The sequence below is a fragment of the Candidatus Thermodiscus eudorianus genome (genome assembly GCA_015521085.1).
Taxonomy (GTDB): Archaea; Thermoproteota; Thermoprotei_A; order Sulfolobales; family Acidilobaceae; genus Thermodiscus; species Thermodiscus eudorianus.
This window is the reverse complement of record WAOW01000001.1, coordinates 53,566-71,228: the sequence shown is the minus strand read 5'-3', so window position 1 is coordinate 71,228 and position 17,663 is coordinate 53,566. Positions and strand designations below refer to the sequence as shown.

Annotated in this window: 19 protein-coding genes and 1 tRNA gene; 7 read left to right on the top strand and 13 right to left on the bottom strand. The window is 56.1% G+C overall.

Translation table 11 applies throughout. The features are described 5' to 3' along the window. Positions 1-2: 2 nt before the first annotated feature. Together F7C38_00395 and F7C38_00390 are read right to left on the bottom strand one after the other, a co-directional pair. Positions 3-812: an ABC transporter ATP-binding protein gene (locus F7C38_00395; protein ID MCE4600011.1), complete on the bottom strand. Its 810-nt coding sequence runs from the start codon at positions 810-812 to the stop codon at positions 3-5. A 157-nt stretch (positions 813-969) separates the two neighbouring features. Beyond that, on the bottom strand, positions 970-2,448 hold the full coding sequence (locus F7C38_00390) for a penicillin-binding protein activator (protein ID MCE4600010.1): 1,479 nt from the start codon (positions 2,446-2,448) through the stop codon (positions 970-972). Positions 2,449-2,680: 232 nt separating this feature from the next. Between F7C38_00390 and F7C38_00385 the strand changes: the two genes are divergently transcribed. Then, entirely contained in the window at positions 2,681-3,610 is a 930-nt protein-coding gene (locus tag F7C38_00385) for an FAD-dependent thymidylate synthase (protein MCE4600009.1), read from the top strand. Positions 3,611-3,647: 37 nt separating this feature from the next. On the opposite strand, the gene F7C38_00380 is transcribed toward F7C38_00385, so the two are convergent. Then, positions 3,648-4,412, bottom strand: a complete 765-nt coding sequence (locus F7C38_00380; GenBank protein ID MCE4600008.1) for an enoyl-CoA hydratase/isomerase family protein — start codon at positions 4,410-4,412, stop codon at positions 3,648-3,650. Positions 4,413-4,540: 128 nt separating this feature from the next. On the opposite strand from F7C38_00380, the gene F7C38_00375 reads away from it, so the two are divergent. Next, positions 4,541-4,628, top strand: a tRNA-Ser gene (locus tag F7C38_00375). A 109-nt stretch (positions 4,629-4,737) separates the two neighbouring features. Here the strand turns inward: F7C38_00375 and F7C38_00370 are convergent. From F7C38_00370 to F7C38_00350, 5 genes are all read right to left on the bottom strand, one after another. Beyond that, positions 4,738-5,373, bottom strand: a complete 636-nt coding sequence (locus F7C38_00370; GenBank protein ID MCE4600007.1) for a ParB N-terminal domain-containing protein — start codon at positions 5,371-5,373, stop codon at positions 4,738-4,740. A gap of 8 nt (positions 5,374-5,381) precedes the next feature. Next, the gene (locus F7C38_00365) at positions 5,382-6,749 is read right to left on the bottom strand and encodes a TrpB-like pyridoxal phosphate-dependent enzyme (GenBank protein MCE4600006.1); all 1,368 of its coding nucleotides are present in this window, start codon (positions 6,747-6,749) and stop codon (positions 5,382-5,384) included. A gap of 101 nt (positions 6,750-6,850) precedes the next feature. Then, on the bottom strand, positions 6,851-7,615 hold the full coding sequence (locus tag F7C38_00360; GenBank protein MCE4600005.1) for an ATP-binding cassette domain-containing protein: 765 nt from the start codon (positions 7,613-7,615) through the stop codon (positions 6,851-6,853). Then, the gene (locus tag F7C38_00355) at positions 7,612-8,277 is read right to left on the bottom strand and encodes an amino acid ABC transporter permease (protein ID MCE4600004.1); all 666 of its coding nucleotides are present in this window, start codon (positions 8,275-8,277) and stop codon (positions 7,612-7,614) included. The genes F7C38_00360 and F7C38_00355 overlap by 4 nt, the downstream gene beginning before the upstream one ends. Before the next feature lie 56 nt (positions 8,278-8,333). Next, entirely contained in the window at positions 8,334-9,188 is an 855-nt protein-coding gene (locus F7C38_00350; GenBank protein MCE4600003.1) for an ABC transporter substrate-binding protein, read from the bottom strand. 112 nt (positions 9,189-9,300) lie between these two features. Here F7C38_00350 and F7C38_00345 point away from each other — a divergent pair, with 112 nt between their 5' ends. Beyond that, the gene (locus F7C38_00345; GenBank protein MCE4600002.1) at positions 9,301-9,963 is read left to right on the top strand and encodes an ACT domain-containing protein; all 663 of its coding nucleotides are present in this window, start codon (positions 9,301-9,303) and stop codon (positions 9,961-9,963) included. Between the two features lie 69 nt (positions 9,964-10,032). After that, positions 10,033-10,851: a class II glutamine amidotransferase gene (locus F7C38_00340; protein MCE4600001.1), complete on the top strand. Its 819-nt coding sequence runs from the start codon at positions 10,033-10,035 to the stop codon at positions 10,849-10,851. A 22-nt stretch (positions 10,852-10,873) separates the two neighbouring features. Here F7C38_00340 and F7C38_00335 read toward each other — a convergent pair whose 3' ends face one another. The 5 genes from F7C38_00335 to F7C38_00315 all read right to left on the bottom strand — a co-directional run bounded on the left by F7C38_00335 (position 10,874) and on the right by F7C38_00315 (position 15,784). Beyond that, a complete protein-coding gene (locus F7C38_00335) occupies positions 10,874-12,364 on the bottom strand; it encodes an AMP-binding protein (protein ID MCE4600000.1) in 1,491 nt (496 codons plus the stop codon). Between the two features lie 69 nt (positions 12,365-12,433). Next, the gene (locus F7C38_00330; GenBank protein ID MCE4599999.1) at positions 12,434-13,408 is read right to left on the bottom strand and encodes an ArsA family ATPase; all 975 of its coding nucleotides are present in this window, start codon (positions 13,406-13,408) and stop codon (positions 12,434-12,436) included. After that, positions 13,405-13,704 (bottom strand): hypothetical protein, encoded by a 300-nt coding sequence (locus F7C38_00325; GenBank protein MCE4599998.1) that lies wholly within the window; start codon positions 13,702-13,704, stop codon positions 13,405-13,407. The genes F7C38_00330 and F7C38_00325 overlap by 4 nt, the downstream gene beginning before the upstream one ends. 66 nt (positions 13,705-13,770) lie before the next feature. Continuing rightward, positions 13,771-15,549 (bottom strand): carbon starvation protein A, encoded by a 1,779-nt coding sequence (locus F7C38_00320; protein MCE4599997.1) that lies wholly within the window; start codon positions 15,547-15,549, stop codon positions 13,771-13,773. A gap of 7 nt (positions 15,550-15,556) precedes the next feature. Then, complete coding sequence (locus tag F7C38_00315; GenBank protein ID MCE4599996.1) at positions 15,557-15,784, bottom strand: hypothetical protein; 228 nt, start codon at positions 15,782-15,784, stop codon at positions 15,557-15,559. 111 nt (positions 15,785-15,895) lie between these two features. Between F7C38_00315 and F7C38_00310 the strand changes: the two genes are divergently transcribed. Genes F7C38_00310 through F7C38_00300 form a run of 3 tightly spaced genes read left to right on the top strand, consistent with a single transcriptional unit; the run spans position 15,896 to position 17,582 of the window. Beyond that, positions 15,896-16,555, top strand: coding sequence for a hypothetical protein (locus F7C38_00310; GenBank protein ID MCE4599995.1), 660 nt, complete (start codon positions 15,896-15,898; stop codon positions 16,553-16,555). Next, entirely contained in the window at positions 16,552-17,241 is a 690-nt protein-coding gene (locus tag F7C38_00305) for a hypothetical protein (GenBank protein ID MCE4599994.1), read from the top strand. The genes F7C38_00310 and F7C38_00305 overlap by 4 nt, the downstream gene beginning before the upstream one ends. 50 nt (positions 17,242-17,291) lie before the next feature. After that, positions 17,292-17,582 carry a GYD domain-containing protein gene (locus F7C38_00300; protein ID MCE4599993.1) on the top strand — a complete coding sequence of 97 codons (291 nt, stop codon included), beginning with the start codon at positions 17,292-17,294 and terminating at the stop codon, positions 17,580-17,582. Positions 17,583-17,663: the final 81 nt, after the last annotated feature.

Genomic DNA, 17,663 nt, shown 5'->3' with positions numbered 1-17,663 from the left:
GGCTAACCACCCAGATAGCTCTCCAGGACCATGGGGTTGTTGAGCACCTCTTCGGGAGTCCCCTCGGCGATCACCCTGCCCATGTTCATCGCGTAGGCATAGTCCATGTACTTCGCTACCAGGCCTATCCTGTGCTCTATTATGAGGAATGTTATGTGCTTCTCCCTGCTGAGCTTGATTATCTTCTGGAAGAGCTCCTCGACCAGCCTCGGGTTGACGCCGGCGGCCGGCTCGTCCATGATAATGGTGTCGGCGCCCTTCATAATCGCCCTAGCTATCTCAAGGAGCTTCAACTGGCCGCCGCTCAGCTCGCTAGCCCTTACATCCCACTTGGGGAGGAGACCAACCCATTCTAGGATGGATAAGGCCCTCTTAGTCGCCTCCTCCTCGAAACCAAGCCACCTCCCCCTAGATATCCCGGCCAGGTAGGGGTTCTCCCCCGGGTTCCCCTCGGCCGCTGCAAGAACGTTCTCCAAGACGGTTAAATTCATAAAGGGCCTGGGGATCTGGAAGGTCCTAACCATGCCCAGCTTAACCCTGTCATGGGGCGGGATGTGGGTTATATCCCGTCCCTTGAATATCACCTTCCCCTCGTCCGGGGGGATGAACCCTGAGACTACGTTGACCAGCGTGGTCTTCCCGCTCCCGTTGGGGCCGATCAACAGGGTGATCCTGCCCCTGAACAACTTGATATTGACCCGGTTCAGCGCAACTATGCCCCCGAACCTCTTCACCAGGTCACGGGTCTCAAGTACAACTCCCCCCTCGGGCGGAGCCCCCTTAGCCCGGTCTTGCACGCCTGCCTGAGACACTTTCTTCACCCTTTAATGCGGGTGTCTACGGGCTTCTCATGGCTGGTTGTAGGGGGTCTAGGAGACGACTATAAATCCGCTACCTCCTCGTGGACAAGGATTTAGAGGGAAAAATTATTGTCAAAGAAAGGAGTTGAGTGTATGGTAGGCTAGAGGGCTATTTCTTGGCTAATGCTATTGCAGCTATTATTATGATGATAATGATTATGATGCCTACTATTAGCCCGGTGCTGGTGCCGCCCTTCTTCTCCTCGGTGGTAGTGGTCTTAGCCGTCTCTGCTGGTGAAGCTGTTGTCGTAGTCGGGGATGGTGCTGCGGTGGTGGTCTTGGTCGGGGATGGGGCGGGGGCGAATGTCTCCTGGAATAGGTCTAGGTAGGTCTTCCCGTTCGGTAGCTTGATGAAGACTACCTTGTCCTCAAGGCCCTTGTACTGGCCAGCCTTGACCCAGTCGTACTTTGCCCCAGTTTTCATAACGACCCAGAAGTCGTAGTCGGCGGTGGCCCTGTCGCCAGCGTCATTCAGCGGGAACTTGCCGGTTGCAGCATACTTCGCGAACTCGTCGCTCTGGACTACCTGTGGTATGAGCTGCTTGACCTTGTTGACTAGCTGGTCCATGTCGTCTGTCTGCCCGGCCTGTAGTATTGCTAACGCGATGGCTACTACAGCGTCGTGTGCTGCCAGGGCGTATGCGTCGGGCTCTACGCCTAGCTTCTGCTTCACGTACTGGGCGACCTTAGCCTGCTCGTCCGTCGCGGCTGGGCTGAAGATCGGGTTGATGAAGAGCACCTTCGAGGAGAACTCGCCGCTGACAGGGTCGCTTACTATCTCGGTTAGCAGGGCTGTACCGTCGCTGCCAATCCAGGCTACTTTGCCAGTGTTGGGGTACTTCCTAGCCTCTATGAAGAGGTCCTTGGCCTCGTTGAAGGCTATCAGTATAACTGCGACCTCGTTCGGCTTGTATTCCTTGAGCAGCTTGCCTAGCTCGTCGTTTAGGTTCGTGGCTATGCTTGAGAAGGCTGGGCTCTCGGCGTTGTAGCTGTACACCTTAGCTACCTCGACTCCCCTGTCTTGGAGCACCTTCTTTGTGGCCTCCATTAGCCCGTTGCCCCAGGTATCGGCCCTGTTGATTATGACGACCGCCTTTAGGCCTAGCTTCTCGGCTAGCGCACCTATGGCCTTGCTCTGCACGTCGTCGGCTGGACAGAACCTGAAGACGTTGTCGTTGGGTATGGCCAGCTCTATGGCGGTGCTGCTCGGGCTGATTATGAGCACGTTCTGCTCGTCAGCGGTGCCCTTCACCTTCTTAACCTCTGCGCTGGTCATTGGCCCGACCACGAACTTGACTCCCTGGGCTACCAGTGAGCTCAGCTTCTGTACCGCCACGTCGGGCTTGGTCTGCGTGTCCTCAACCACGAGGTTTAGCCTGAACCAGGCGTTCTTCTCCTCTAGGTACTGGTTCATCTCTTGGACCGCGAATTCTACCGCGGCGTTGGCTCTTTCTCCGTAGCTCTGTAGGTCTCCTGTCAGTGGTAGTAGGCCGCCTATGGTGATTGTTACCGGCTGTGAGTATGATACCGCTGCCATGACAGGGGCTATCGTGAATAGTGCCAGTAGGATTGCCGCTATCCATTTCATGCCCACGAAGCGCACACCCCACTTCAAAGGGATATCTTCGTCGATACCGGTAGCAGTGTCCAGTTAAAATATGCTTTGTATCTCATGTGAAAATATATTATAACCATTACCCGCCCAGGGATAATACCATAAGACCTGCATCCAAAGCCACAATATGATATACTGTTTTTGCCATCTGGGCTTCCGGGTTAAAACAGGGAGCCAAAGCGAATACCACCCCGGGTACAGGGTCTTGGACAAGATACGAGTACACCTAGTGGCATACACGAGGGAGGGCGACAAAATCATAGCAGCCGCGTCGAAGCTGAGCCTCTCAAGGAAGGACGTCCAAAGCCTCCTATCAATGAAGGATGAGGAGGTGGAGACCTGGATAAGGGAAACCTGGAGGAGGCAACACTTCAGCCCGTGGGAGCACTCAAGCTACACGTGGATAGCCGAAGGCTGCTCCCGGGTATGCACGCACCAACTAGTCCGGCACAGGATAGCGAGCTATACGCAGCAGAGCATGAGATACACTGAGGGGACTCTAAGGGACATAGCCCTGAAGGCGTCGAGCCTCCTGGGACTCGACTGCCCGCCCTCGCCTAAGAGATTCCCCGAGAGGGACGCATACAAATGCTACTCCAAGGCACTCGGCATGACAGACAGTCTAGACGATGAAACCGTGGTGTCTCTGGCGAGGGAGGCCTACGTCTTCCCCCCGAGCATGGATAGCGACCAGCTAGTGGAGACCGCGAAGCACTATCTACAGGCCACATCTATGTACTACAAGCTACTCGCGAGAGGCGTGCCCAGAGAAGACGCGAGGTTCACTATACCCCATGCAGTTAGGAGCAGGATAATCGCCACCATGAACGCCAGGGAACTAGTCCAATCCTTCCTACCGCTCAGGATGTGCACCCGGGCACAGTGGGAGATAAGACACGTCTCATGGCTCCTATGGAATAAGCTGGTACAGGTCCATCCACGACTCTTCAAGTGGACAGGGCCCCGCTGCGTCTTCCAGGAGAATACAAGCAGGAGGGACCCCCAGCCACTCGCCAACTACATTGACGGGACAGCCGGGTTCACGATCAATAGATGCCCCGAACTCGTGCCACGGGAGGGGATAAGGGCCTGCCTCCTATACGCCTGGAGGTTCACCAACGGTAGGCCAGTATAGGCGGGGCGACCGGTGTCTGGGAGCGGGGGTGGCGGTGTTATTGTTTCTTGGACTTGGAGAGGAAAGCCCTGGCCTCCTCTATGAATTCCTCCCTCTCGGCCAGGGCAACGAGGTCTTTAGCCCTCTCAAGCCACGACATCTTATCCCTCCTCAACGGTCCCAGGAAGGCGTCTACCGCCCGGCCTCCAGCGGACTCCAATTGAGCGGCTAGCCTGGCTACCGCTTCTAGCGCCGAGTCCAGGTCCTCGAATACACTGGACACTATGCCTAGGCTGCGGGCCTCCTCGACGCTGACCCTCTCCATGGCGAGCCCCAGCTGGGCTAGCCTGGCTGAGCCGTTCTGCGCCGTCAACCCGGCTAGCATCGGGGGTATCAGGCCCCATCGCAGCTCGGGCCACTGTAGCCAGCTCCCTTTAACTGCATACACCAAGTCAGCGGCTAGCGCTAGCTCTGCGCCGCCCGCCACAGCTGGGCCGTTCATCACGACTACAACCGGCTTCCACGAGTCGAACCCGGCGATGCTCCCCCGGCAAGAGACTATTGCCTCTAGGAACTCCTTGAATCGCTCGAAGAGCCTTCTAACGTCGCCTGCTGTATTGGCGTTCGCGATCTCTTCGAGGTCCATTCCGGCCGAGAAGAGTCTTCCCTCGCCCCTTATCGCTACTAGGCTTGCTATGCTCCTGCACCCTTCGAGCGTCCTGTTCCTCAGTTCTTGGAGCGTCTCTGAGTCGAAGCTGTTCAGTTTATCTGGCTTGTCTAGGATTATCCAATACACCTTGCCGTCTAGATAGGACTTGACCATTGTATAGACCACCTCGTTACCCAGGCCTTTCTAGAGGGTTAAATCGATTGCACGGGAAGACGGCCTGGTGGACGGCTGAGCGGAAAGCCTAAAACCCTAGAAGGCTTTAACGAGTCAATACGGAGGGTGCCGCGGTCGCCTAGCCTGGTTAGGGCGCCGGCCTGCTAAGCCGGTGGGGGAGACCCCGCGCGGGTTCAAATCCCGCCCGCGGCGCCACCAGTGGCCCCCTCACTTCTAGCTTGGAAGCTTTAAACGAGGGCTAGTGTGCTCCGGGATCATCTAGGAAAAATAGTTTAGGATAAAAATATAATGGATGGGGCTAGGCTTAGCCCCTCAACGCTCTCGGGACACCGTCCTCCAGTAACCTGAGCTTGACTGGATGGTATAGCTTCTTCAGTGGAGTGACGTGTATCGACGACTTCCTCGGGTAGAGCAGCCCCTCCAGGGCGGCTCCAAGTATAGCGTCGCGGTTCAAGGGTTCCGGTAGTAGGAGCACTCCTTGACAGCCGTAGGGTCTCGCTAGCTTGCGCTCTAGACTATCTACTACATTGTATATGGAGTAGAGGGACCCTCTCAGGGTAGCTGTATGGGCTCCGGATCTGAGTATGATCCTCGATGGGCCCCTCTCCAATCCCTCCTCCAGGAGAGAGGCTGCACGGTACAGCGCATCTTCGGGCGTAGCGGCCTCCACACAGATTCTTCTAACGGGGGCCTGTATCCCCGCTATGTCCCTGTCATAGCTGGCTCGTACTACCGGGGCGTACCTGGCTCCTAGCAGTTTGAGGGCCTCTATGCGGTGGTGCCCGTCTATTACCGTGTTGGTTTCTTCCTCTATGATTAGTGGCCTGTAGAGCACGCCTATCCTAGCGAGGCTCCTGGCTATATCGGCTACGCGTCCCTTATCGACGTCCTCGTGTGGCCTGAGCTCGGCGAGCCTGACGAGCTCAACCCTATACTCCACAATAGGCATCAGCCCTCCTGTAGGCCCGGCAGGTATGAGAGATCCGGCTTCCCCAGCTCAGCATCAACCAGCTTCCCGGCTAGGTAATCGTCGTATCCCTTTAGGTCTAGCAGGCCGTGGCCGCTGAAGTTAAACACGATAACCCTCTCCTCGCCTAGGCGCTTGGCCTCAAGGGCCAGGTCTATAACGGCCTTCACCGCGTGAGCCGTCTCCGGGGCGGCTATGAAGCCCTCGGCCCTCGCGAATTCCAGAGCCGCCTCGAAGACCTCCGTCTGCCTGTAGGCCACGGGCTTCACAATCCCATGGTTTACTAGTATGCTTAGCGTAGGGGCGACTCCATGGTACCGCAGTCCGCCCGCGTGTATGGGTGGCGGGACGTACTTGTGGCCTAGAGTGTGCATCTTGAGCAGTGGTGTTAGCCCCGCCGAGTCCCCATAGTCGTACGTGTAAACGCCCCTTGTCATCGAGGGAGCCGCCTTGGGCTCCACGGCTATTATCTCGGCGTCCAGCTTGCCAGCGAGCTTCTCCCTTATGAAGGGGTAGGTGAACCCGGCGAAGTTGCTCCCGCCGCCAACGCATCCCACGAGGTGTGTCGGCGGCTCCTCTCCGAGGTGTTCTAGCTGCTTCATGGCTTCCTGCCCTATCACGGTCTGGTGTAGGAGCACGCTGTTGAGCACGGATCCCAGCGAGTACTTGGTGTTCGGGTTCGAAACGGCGTCTTCGATGGCCTCGCTTATGGCTATGCCGAGGCTACCCGGGTTGCCGGGGTCCTCCTCTAGGATCTTCCTCCCTACGCTGGTGTATTTGCTCGGGCTTGGTACGACCTCAGCGCCGTAGGCCTGCATTAGTATCCTGCGGTATGGCTTCTGGTGGTAGCTCACCTTGACCATGTAGACTCTTACCGTGACACCGAAGAGTGCTCCCGCCAGGGCCAGGGCGCTGCCCCACTGTCCGGCTCCGGTCTCGGTTGTAAGCCTTTCTATGCCCTCCTCCCTCGCCATGTGGGCCTGTGCTAGCGCTGTGTTTACTTTGTGGGCTCCAGTCGGTAGTACCCCCTCGTACTTGAAGTATATCCTGGCCGGCGTGTCAAGCCTCTCTTCAAGCCTCTTAGCTCTAAGTAGTGGGGTTGGCCTGCCCACCTCTAGGTATGCTCTGAGCACCTCGTCTGGTATTGGTATGTAGCGTTCGTTGCTGGTCTCCTGTCGGACCAGTTCCTTGGGGAAGACTGCTTCAAGCTCTCTAGGATCTAGTATGGATCCGTCTGGCTTCCTAGGTGGTGGTAGTGGGCTTGGAAGGTCGGGCACGATGTTGTACCAGGAGGTGGGGATTATATCCTCGGATTGAGGAGCGCGGAGTCCGCGGGGAGTTAACCCCATTGGGGCATCCTCATCACCTCGTCGGCCTTCATGGGATACCCCTACTCGGTATAAATAGATGGGCGCCGGGCTTGCTAGTGTCCCCATGTATGGACCCAGGGCTATCCCCGGCTTAAGCCGTCCATGCCCTTCACGGTCCCGGCTAGCTTGTGTAGGAAGTCCCGGATTCTCTCGTTGGAGCTTATTATCTCGTGTGGCTCCCCCTCGGCGATTATCACGCCGTTCTCCATGTAGAGCATCTTGTCGGCTATCTCAAGGGCGAAGTCCATTTCATGGGTCACTATTATCATCGACTTGCCCAGGCGCGCGACCTCGTATAGCGCGTCGAGCACGTCGAGCCTAGACTCGGGGTCCAAAGCACTTGTGGGCTCATCGAGCAGGAGGAGGTCGGGGTCCATTGCGAGGGCCCTTGCCAGGGCCGCCCTCTGCTGCTGCCCACCACTCAGCTGAGAGGGATACCGGTCAGCCAGGTCTTCTATGCCGAAGAGCTTCAGGTACCGTAGCGCGGTTTCCCTAGCCTTGTCGGCCTGCACCTTCTTGACGACCCGCAGTGGGAATGTGACGTTATCTATCACCTTCATGTGGGGGAATAGGCCGTAGTGCTGTGGTAGGTAGCCTATCCTGGACCTTATACTCCGGAGCTTTTTCTCGTCGCTGATCCCGGTCACGTCTACTCCCTTGAATATTATTTTTCCCTTGGTGGGCTCGACTAGCCGGGGTATGACCTTTAGTAGTGTTGACTTACCGCTACCACTCGGCCCCGCTATGACCACGTTCTCGGGGGTGTCAACGGTTAGGCTGACTCCGTGGAGTACTTCGTGGCCCCTGTATCCCGCGTGTATGTCTAATAGTTCAAGGGTCTTCACTTTACCCACCTCTCGTAGCCTGGTATGGCCAGCTTCTTCTCGGTGGACTTGGATGCCTTCATGAACGTGTAGGATACTGCCAGGTAGATTAGTGCAACCAAGAGGTAGGCTTCTAGGGCCCGGAAGGTTGCGGCCGTCATGAACTCTCCCACCCTGGTCAACTCCATCACCCCTATAACGCTCGCCAGGGCGCTCTCCTTCAAGAGCATGACGTACTCGTTTGTCAGCGCTGGTATAGCGTTCCTCACGGCCTGTGGCAGCACTACGTGCCGGAGTATCTGGGCCTCACTCAAGCCGAGGGATCTTGCGACGAGCAACTGTTCCTCTGGGACCCCCTTTACGGTTGACCTGACTATCTCCGCCTGGTATGCTCCGCTGTTTAGCCCTATCGCGAGCGTGGCGGCGGTGAAGGCGTTCATCTTTATACCTATACTGGGTAGGCCGAAGAATATCATGAATATTTGTACTAGGAGCGGCGTTCCCCGGAAGAACCCTATGTAGGCCTCTGCAAGCGACTTCACGGGCCAGGGCGCCAGGAACCTCATGAAGCTGAGCAACATGGATATCGTGAAGCCTAGGGCGAAGCCTAGGATTGCTATTGCTATCGTCCTGCCCAGACCCTCTAGGAGGAGGTCCGCGTATGTTAAAGCTAGGTCCAGCAATCATGGACGCCTCCCGGGTAAAAGAGGTGTATTTGCTTGGGGGTCCCCCAGGGGGTCTAGCTCTGGGTTGCGAGCCACTTCGATATCTCCTGGGAGACTATCTGGTCGAACTCGCCGCTCTGCTTCAGGTCCCAGATGACCTGTGATACCTGTTGTTTTAGGTCTAGCGCGTACTGGGGGACTACGACTGCGCTGCAGCTGAAGAAGGGTATGTTGTCGATTATGGTTAGGTCCTTCTCCTTGGATACAATTATCTTGGCGACGTCTGGGGCTACTATCATTGCGTCTATCTGGCCGTTCTTCAGTGAGAGAGTCATCTCGGGATAGACCCTGTCGAAGGTTACTATCTCCGACTTGTCGCCGAAGTACTCCTTTGCCAGGTCCTGCTCGGTAGTGGCCAGCTGGACTCCTATCTTCTTGCCCTCAAGCCAGCTGTAGCCGTTGTAGGAGTCCGCGTCGGATGCCTTGATCACTATAGCCTTCCCCGACTCGCACCTGTAGGGTATCGTGAAGTCGACTGCCTGCAATCTCTTAGGCTTCATGGCCACGTCTGCGATGACGATGTCTACGTCGCCCCTCTGGACGGCCTCGAATAGGGCTGCGAACTTCATGTCCTTTATCTCTAGCTTGACGCCCAGGGCGTCGGCTATCTTCTGGGCTAGGATCATGTCTATGCCAGCGAATTTCCCGTCGGGGGTCACGTACTCGTAGGGCGGCCAGTCGGCGCTCGTGCCGACTATCAGTACTCCCCTCTCTTTGATCTTCTCTAGCTGGTTATGGTGTAGTTTGAACTGTTCCGGGACTTCCTCCTGGGCCGACGAGGATTTACCCCATACCACGATGAGGGCTCCCGCGAGTATTATGGTGAGTACTATGAATGCGAGGGCCACGGGCTTCCATGCCACAGCCATAGGCGTTCACCTACCGCCTGTAACTATATCGTATCATTTATATACATTATTGATACATATGTAACGCTTTTATAAGACATGATACAAACGTAACAGCAGGAGGGACCCCAATTTGAGTGGAAACGCGGCCGAGCTAGTCCGGGAGAGGATAACGAGGGACCCCTGTCTAAGCGATTGCCTGGCAAGGGGGATAGTGAACATCAGCGAGCTGGCGAGGCAAATCGCCAGAGAGATCCGCGAGACCCGGAGGGTAGAGGTAAACCCGGCCGCCGCAAAGATAGCGCTTCACAGGCTAGCCAAGAAGCTCAAAGGCACTATGAGGAGTAGAGTCGAAGAAGTCCTCTCCAAGTCCACCATAATAATACACGACTCCGTAACAATACTAACCTTCCCCGGACACCTAATGCCAAAAGCCCTCTCGGTAACCTCCCAGGTCGCAGAGAATGCGCGCTTCATACAGGTGACACAGGGCTTCAAGCAGGTGACACTAGTAGTATCGTCTGAAGACGTCGACTACATAGTGTCTAGGATAGGCAAGCCCCTGGAGAGGATAGACGAGCAGACCGCGGTGGTCATGGTCAGCCCCGAGGACATAATCACCACGCCCGGAGTAATCGCGTACATAACCAGCTACCTTGCCGGGAACGGGGTCAATATAACCCAGATAATATCATGCTACGTGGACACGATAATAGTGGTGGACTCGCGAGACGCGCTGAAAACCTACAACCTCCTAAGAAACTTAGTATACACCACGCCGGAGTCAAATGTTTGACAGCCTAAACATATACATTAACATAATATTTAACACGGAAGCCGGGATACACTATAGACTCGATCAGCCATGTGCAGAGTCCTCTTCGCCAGAGCCCAGGACGAGGGTGTAAATACTCTAGGGAGCCTTATACACCTACACTATAAGGCGTCGGCGGAAGACCCCCTACTAGCTGAGTTAACGGGGGGAGACGGGCGCCACTGCCACGGCTTCGGGGCGGCCCTGCTAGTCGATCAGGGTAGGGGCTGGGAGCTCCACTACTACAGATATGACGCATACGACTACACTAGAGACTACGAGGATTCCTGTAGGCTGAACCTTGAAATGCTTCAAGAGTACTCTAGGCGCCTCGCAGAAGTCGTTACAAAGGCCCGCCGGGTCCTGCTCCTCCTCCACTCGCGCAGGGCCAGCAGGGGCATGCCGCGTGGAGTCTTGAACACCCATCCCTTCAACGCTGGCATAGCTAGGGAGAAGAGCTATGGAGAACTTTACCTGGCCCACAACGGGAGTGTGCTCGCTGATGCAGTCGCCGAGGAGCTGGGCCTGGACCCTAAATCCTATACCGACTCCCACCTCATAACCCTGTGGATCGCCAGGAGGATCAGGGAGGGAGCTGGCCTCCTGGAGGCGGTAGAGGAGGGGGCTAGATTCGTTAAACGCGCATACGTCATAGGGTCCCTACTGGTCGGCCTAGGCGGCGAGCCTCTACTGGCCTATGCCGGAGTCCTGGCAAGGGGCCTAGACGATGCTAGGAAGCGCTACTACACGCCGTACCTGGCCTATGGAGAGGGTCTAAGGGCCCTCGTCTCGCCCACTATAAAGATGTATGCCGAGGAAGCCGGGCTGGAGGTAGAGTATGAGGATGCTGGTGGGGTAGGCCTGTTATAGCCTCCGCCTAGAGCCGGGAGGGCTATTGGATTAGCTCCCTGATCTTTTCCCGTAGAGCTCGCTTGTTTATCTTCCCCGTGGTGGTCATTGGCAGTTCATCGACGCGTACGATGTAGTCTGGGATCCAGTACTTGGCTATTCTACCCTCCTCGACGGCCTTCTCAAGATGTCTTCGTATATCGAGTTCACTAGCCGTGCCCACATACACCGCGGCTGGCCTCTCCCCCCACTTCTCGTGCTCCACGGGTATGACTGCCACCATGGATACTCCCTCGACCTCGCTTATTATCGACTCCAGTACACTGGTCGGTATCCACTCGCCACCGCTCTTGACGGCGTCCTTGATCCTGTCAAGTATAGTGAATCCCCCGTCCTCGGTGGGAGAGCCTAGGTCCCCGGTCCTGAACCACCCGTCGATGAATGACCCGGCGGTCTTCTCGGGGTTCTTGTAGTAGCCCTCGGGCATCCAGGGACTCCTATAGTATATCTCGCCTATCTCCCCGGGGCGAGCGGGGCTCCCGTCCTCCTTAACGATCTTCACCTCCGCGTAGGGTACTGGGTGGGTCACCAGCCTGGCGTCCTCCTCGCTCGTGTGGTCCGTGAGTATGGATAGACTCACCGCGAGCATGTCCGTGGCGCCGTAGATCATCGTTATCCGTATGCCCCTCGCCCGGGCCAGGTCCCAGTACTTCTTTGGCAGTGGCGACCCGCCTATGATTGCCTTCAGCCCGTCGAACTTGGCCCCGGTCTGTAGTATCATGGCCAGCATCGTTGGGACAGCGTTGAACCAGGTCACCTCCTCCTCCCTTATCTTCTCCACGATGGCCTCGGGGTCGAACTTGTCGACGAACACTAGCTTGGCCCCTATGAAGGGTGCGATGAATACACTGCCCCATGAGAGTATGTGGAACATTGGTATCAGGGAGAGTATGACGTCTCCACTCGACAGCTTTGCCGGGGTCTCGTATAGGCTCAGCTGGTGCGCTATTGAGAGGCCTCCCTGAACCATCTTCCACTGCTTGTATAGGACGCCCTTAGGCTTCCCGGTGGTGCCGCTCGTGTAGAGGAGCACGTAGTCGGCGTCCGGGTCCGGGCGTCCCTCGTAGGGGGCTGTGTCGAGCCAGGCCTGGTAGTCCTCTAACCGTAGCTCTAGTATTCCGGGTTTGAGCCGTGCCAGGTCCTTGAAGGGTTGCGAGTATATGAAGGCCTTCGCCTCAGCCTCCTCCAGCATATCCTTTATCATTAACGGCGGCTGCCTGAAGTTTATCGGCATCAGTATCGAGTTAGTCAGAGATAATGCGTATACTAGCTCCATGAACCGCACACTGTTCACATCGGCCACAGCGACTACGTCGCCCTCGCCTATCCCCTTAGACCTGAGGAAGCCGGCGAGCCTCCTGACGCGGTCAAGCATCTCCCTGTAAGTCACGCGTCTATCCGGGCCTACCACCTGGCGGTTCGGGAAGAGACTGGCACCTCTTTCTAGGGGATACAGGATCGAAGGGAAGCCCAAGCCCTCAACACCGGGACACCGATGTATTGGCGGTGATAAATAACGTCTCGCCCGGGCGCGATAACTCGGTTATACCGTGACCGGGGTTATCACTCGGTCTAGTAGCTCTCTCGCCTCCTCCAGGGTCTTCGGGGTCTTCACGTGTTGCATGATACCGATGACCCTGCACTCCCCCGAGGTTATCTCCAGTGCCTCCTCTATGCTCTTCCTCTGCACTTCCAGGAGGCCTATCTCCCTGGCCTTATCCTCTGGGAGGACCCTGTTCACGACGAGCATCCTGCACTTTATGTTCAGCTGCCGTAGCAGGTCTATTGTAGTCTTGGCCTCGTATACGGGCAGGGGTTCCGGCGTTGCTATGATGGCCGTGGTCGTCCTCTGGCTATCGGTCATCTGCTTCCACAGCCCCTTGTACCTGTCGTAGAGTTCTTGGAGCTTCGCCAAGACCGGGTCCTTCAGCTCGACCTTCCTACCCATGGCCCTGGCCATGGCGTAGCGTAGGCTGACTATCCTGGCTCGTAGCTCGTGGAGCTTCTCTATCCAGAACATGTGGAGCCGCGGCAGGTTTAGGATCCTGTGCGTGACCCCTGTGGGCGGCGTGTCTATGACTATGTAGTCGTAGTCGGAGTTGTATAGCTCCTCTAGGATCCTCAGGAAGACCTCTTCCTCGAAGCCCGGCGCCATTTTAACAGCTTTCACGACGTCGTCTAGATTGACTATGGTTAAGCCCGGCATGACCTGGCGCAGTAGCAGCGCGTACTCGTCGGAGAGCTTCTTGGCGAGAGGCGCTATATCATACTGTACCGCGTACAGGTCACCCTCTATCCTCTCGACGCTCAGGGGCTTATTCAAGCCTAGATACTCTAACAGGTGCTTCGCCGGGTCGAGGCTCGCGATAAGGGTTTTACCGTGGCGCGAATATATGAGTCCAGCTAGTATACTGAAGGTGGTCTTTCCCACGCCACCCTTGCCTATCGTTATGAGCACGTGCCTGCCGCTGGCCCCCTCGACTAGGTACTCCTCCAACAGGTTCCGGAGGCTGCTCACCATTCTCCACCTAGCTCGGAGAAGTAGTCGGCTAGCACGTCGCTCCCAAGGAAGTGCCTCTTCTCCATTATAGATATCTCGTCCTTCAGGAGCGGGGCCAGTTCCATTGAGAGGCCCAGGGGGACTATGTGGAGGCCTACGAGTCCTCCTATGACTAGGCTTAGGAAGGCGTTCTCGGCTTCGAGATACTCCAACTCCAGTACCGATACGCTGTCCTGCTTCATGGCCTGGAATATTCCCTTTACGAGTAGCGTGAACTCCTTTAACAGCCTGGATAACGCTTGGGGTAGAGGCATGCCGATACTCCACCGTATAATATATGTTGTCTCCGGGCGGGGAGAAAAAGTTATGGTTTAGGAGGTTTATGCCGTCTTCTTGAACATCAGTCCCTTGACGAAGTAGTATATCAGTAGGAAGTCTAGGGCTAGTGACACCACTACTATGCTGCCAGCGCCATACTTCTGTATAGTCGGGAGCCCGGGTAGTACGACTACCGTCCACCATAGCAGTCCGAGTGTCACAGTTATCCACAGGAACCAGGCCGGTATCTGTATCAGCCAGTTCTCGGCGCCTCTGACCTTTAGTATAGAGTAGACCCATAGTGCAGTCGTTAGCAGAGCAAGTGCCGCTAGTAGCTGGTTTGTGCCGGCGAAGGCTGGCCATACCACGTTGAAGGCAGCGACCTTCTTGCCTCCTATCGTCACCTCTGGGAACGCGAGGGCCCATCCCAGGAAGACTGCTAGGAAGGTTGCAACGAACCTGTTGGTCAGCACCTTGTAGGCTCCGAGGTTCTTCTCCTGTAGCCAGTCGAACATCTCCTGCCACGCGAACCTGGCTAGCCTCGTGGCGGTGTCTAGAGTTGTCAGTATGAACGTCGCTAGTGCTATTGCGGCGAAGAGCTTCGTCAGGCTGAACACGTCGTTGAAGCTTAGGCCGAACCTGGATAGGGCCTTGGCGGTCATGTAGCCGTAGCCCACTACGAACCTGGATACCTTGTCTAGCTCTAGTATGCTAGTCTTGTATGCCACCCCGGTTAGCTCGGGGGCTGCCCATGCCAGGCTTATTGGGGTTATCACTGCCAGGCTGGATACAGCGCCCTCAGTTAGCATGCCCCCGTAGCCGATTAGTAGGGCGTCTAGCTCGTTCGACAGCTGCTTGCTTGTAGTGCCGGATCCCACGACGCTGTGGAATCCGCTTAACGCTCCACACGCTATTATGAGTGGTATAGCCGGCCAGAAGGGTGTTGGGTGGCCTCCGATGATCTTAGGGGACCAGCTCGTGTAGGCTGGGCCCGTGAACTTTAGGTCTCCGACGAGTAGAGCGCCTACTATGGCGAATACGACGAAGAACCATAGCAGGTACGCGTTTAGGTAGTCTCTCGGCTGTAGCAGATACCATACTGGCAGGCTGGCGGCTATGAAGGCGTAGAATGAGAGTATTGAGACCCATAGGTGGTATGTGCCCCAGAAGTCTCCCGTCTTGGTTGCCGGGTCGTATCCTAGTATTAGTGGTACCTTGTATGCGTAGTAGAATCCTAGTATGACTAGGATTATGGCTATCACCGTTGACGTTGTTACCCCGGTCCCGAGCCTGTATACGAGTACTCCGAGTAGCAGTGCTATGGGCATGTAGATTATGGCCTTTGTCGCCGCGCTCGGGTTCTTCGTATACACCAATGCCGCCACGCTGGCGAACGCCGCCACCACCAGGATTAGGGCGGCGTAGACGTAGACCAGGAAGATGTACCTGGCCTTCCTGCCCATCACGTTCTCGCTTATGCTCATGACCGACAGGCCGCCGTACCTCACGCTGGCCATGACCGCTAGGTAGTCGTGTACCGCTCCTATGAAGACGTTCCCGAAGAGCACCCAGATGAGCGGTAGTAGCCAGCCGTACGCCATTGCTATCGCGGGGCCGACTATGGGTCCTGCCCCGGCTATGCTTGCGAAGTGGTGGCCGTATAGCACGTATTTGTTGGCTGGCACGTAGTCGACGCCGTCGAACTTCGTGAAGGCTGGCGTGGGCCTATTGGGGTCGGCCTTGACTATCTTCTCCTGGAGTATCTTCTTGCCATAGTAGAGATATGCGATACCATAGATTATCACGACGATTAACGCTACCTCGATAGCATACGCGGCCATGACGCGATCACCTCTTCAACTTCTGCTTTATAGCGACTGGCGTCTCGCCAGCGATCAGTGCTGGGCCTATCAGTATGAAGAACCACCCGAGAATCGTCAGCCATGCATCAGTCGATACCTTACCGGCCTCTCCAATCTTGCCGTGGACCGCTCCCAGATAGAACGTATACAGCAGGAATAGCAGTCCTAGTATGGTTATCACGGCCCCCAGGGCTTTCACCGCGGAGTTAGCCATAGGTTTACACCCCACTAGGGTGGGTATAACTCTGTATTCCGCTACTATGGCTGGTTCCAAATAATTTATTTTCATTAACACCTGTATATACGATGAGGGGGAACCGCGAAGGTGAATACATCAGATCTAATAAATTTAATTGCTGCTATAATAATCCTGGCCAGCTTCCCAGGCGTCATCTGGTTCTTCCGGATAAGGAAGAAGATGATCAGGAAGCAATCCATACTCATAAGGTTCCTAGAGGAGAAGTTCAAGCCACGGGACAAGACATACTGGTACCTCGGATACCTAGTCGGGTTCAGGGCAAAATACAAGGTGAAGAGGAGGGACGTCGACTACGTGCACCTACTCTACACGACTCCCCCCTACCACGTATTCTTCTACCTGCCACTCATCTGGATGTTCAAGAAGAGGGAACGGCTAGAACTCATATACCAGCTGGGGAGCGGCAGTAGATTAAGGGGGGAGGCTCACATCGCGAATATGAAGATCCCCTCGATACGCTTATCGGTGAAGGCAGACTTGAAAGACCTAGATAGCTATAAGAAGATGAAGCTGAAGGCCAACGGAGTGGAGTACAGCGTGTTCTACAAGGGCGGAGAGGCCCTCGACAAGGCCAAGGACCTGTTGACCGTGATGAGCGAGAAAGCGAACGTATACAGGGTGAGCATCGACGGCTCAAGAAACTCTATACTCGTATCGTTCGAGCCCTCCACGCTAGAGTCTATAGAGCACGTGATAGACTCGATGAGGAGGATAACCGGTCTATGAAGAGAGAGCTATTCAACGCCAGGGTAGTCTTCACCGCGATAACAAGGCTCGCAGGCATATACATGGCCGAGCCTCCAGCCGAGTGCAGCTCAACGCCGCCCCCAGTTGACATGGTCCTCGACATCTACAAGGCCCGCAGAGGCGAGGAGAATCCAGAGGACGTCGTTAGGATGGTGTCGTGTGCCCTAGCAAAGTATGCCAGCGATCTAGACCTGTCCAAGATCGGGCTATCAACACTTACCAAATCCCTGGGTTTCCACCGCCTGGCGTCCCTGCTCTACAGGTTAAGCCAGCAGGCCGACGCCGAGCTCGTCAGGAGCGCGGTATCCGTCGTGGCGGGCGAGGTCTCTAGCCCCTGCCACACGGATCCCGCGCTGGAGTCCGAGGCTGAGAGAGTTGAGAAGCGGATGAAGCTCTACGGGGTCATACTAGGGGTCTCCCTCCCCCTACTCTTCGTGCTAACCCTATACGCGAGCGCTGCCATAGGTATAGTGGCGATAATCGCCGCTGCGGGCCTCTGGCTACTCATACGCAAGGACGGCAGAGTATTCCAGTTCCTCCAAGTCGAGCTGGCCTGGCGCAGGTGCAGCCTTGATCCCCAGGTGGTTAGGGCCCTGCTGGAAGGCAGGTCTCCGATGCCGAGCGTGTTCGAGATCCTAGGTATACCTCCCCCGAGGCTGGACTAAACATTAATAATAGCTTAGAATACACTAGTATATTATAGAGGTGTCCTCGCATGCCGACATTCGTAGTACTGTCAAAGCTAACAGACAAGGGCGCAGAGACCGTCTTCCAAAAGCCCGAGAGGGTCAAGGAGGTAAACAAGGAGCTAGAGGAGATGGGTGTCAAGGTCGTTCACCAGTACGTTATGCTAGGCGAGTGGGACTTCCTAAACATAGTCGAGTCGCCCGACGAGAAGACTCTGCTCGCCGCGTTAACCAATCTCAACATGAGGGGTACGATAAGGACGGCGACCTACAGGATAATACCGGTCGACGAGTACCTAGAGGCTATATCGAAAAAGTAGCTCTCAAGTAGCCAGTCTAATAACAACATCACTTATTTTCTTCTAGACCCGCCTCCACTGGTTACAGCCGGCTATACCCTC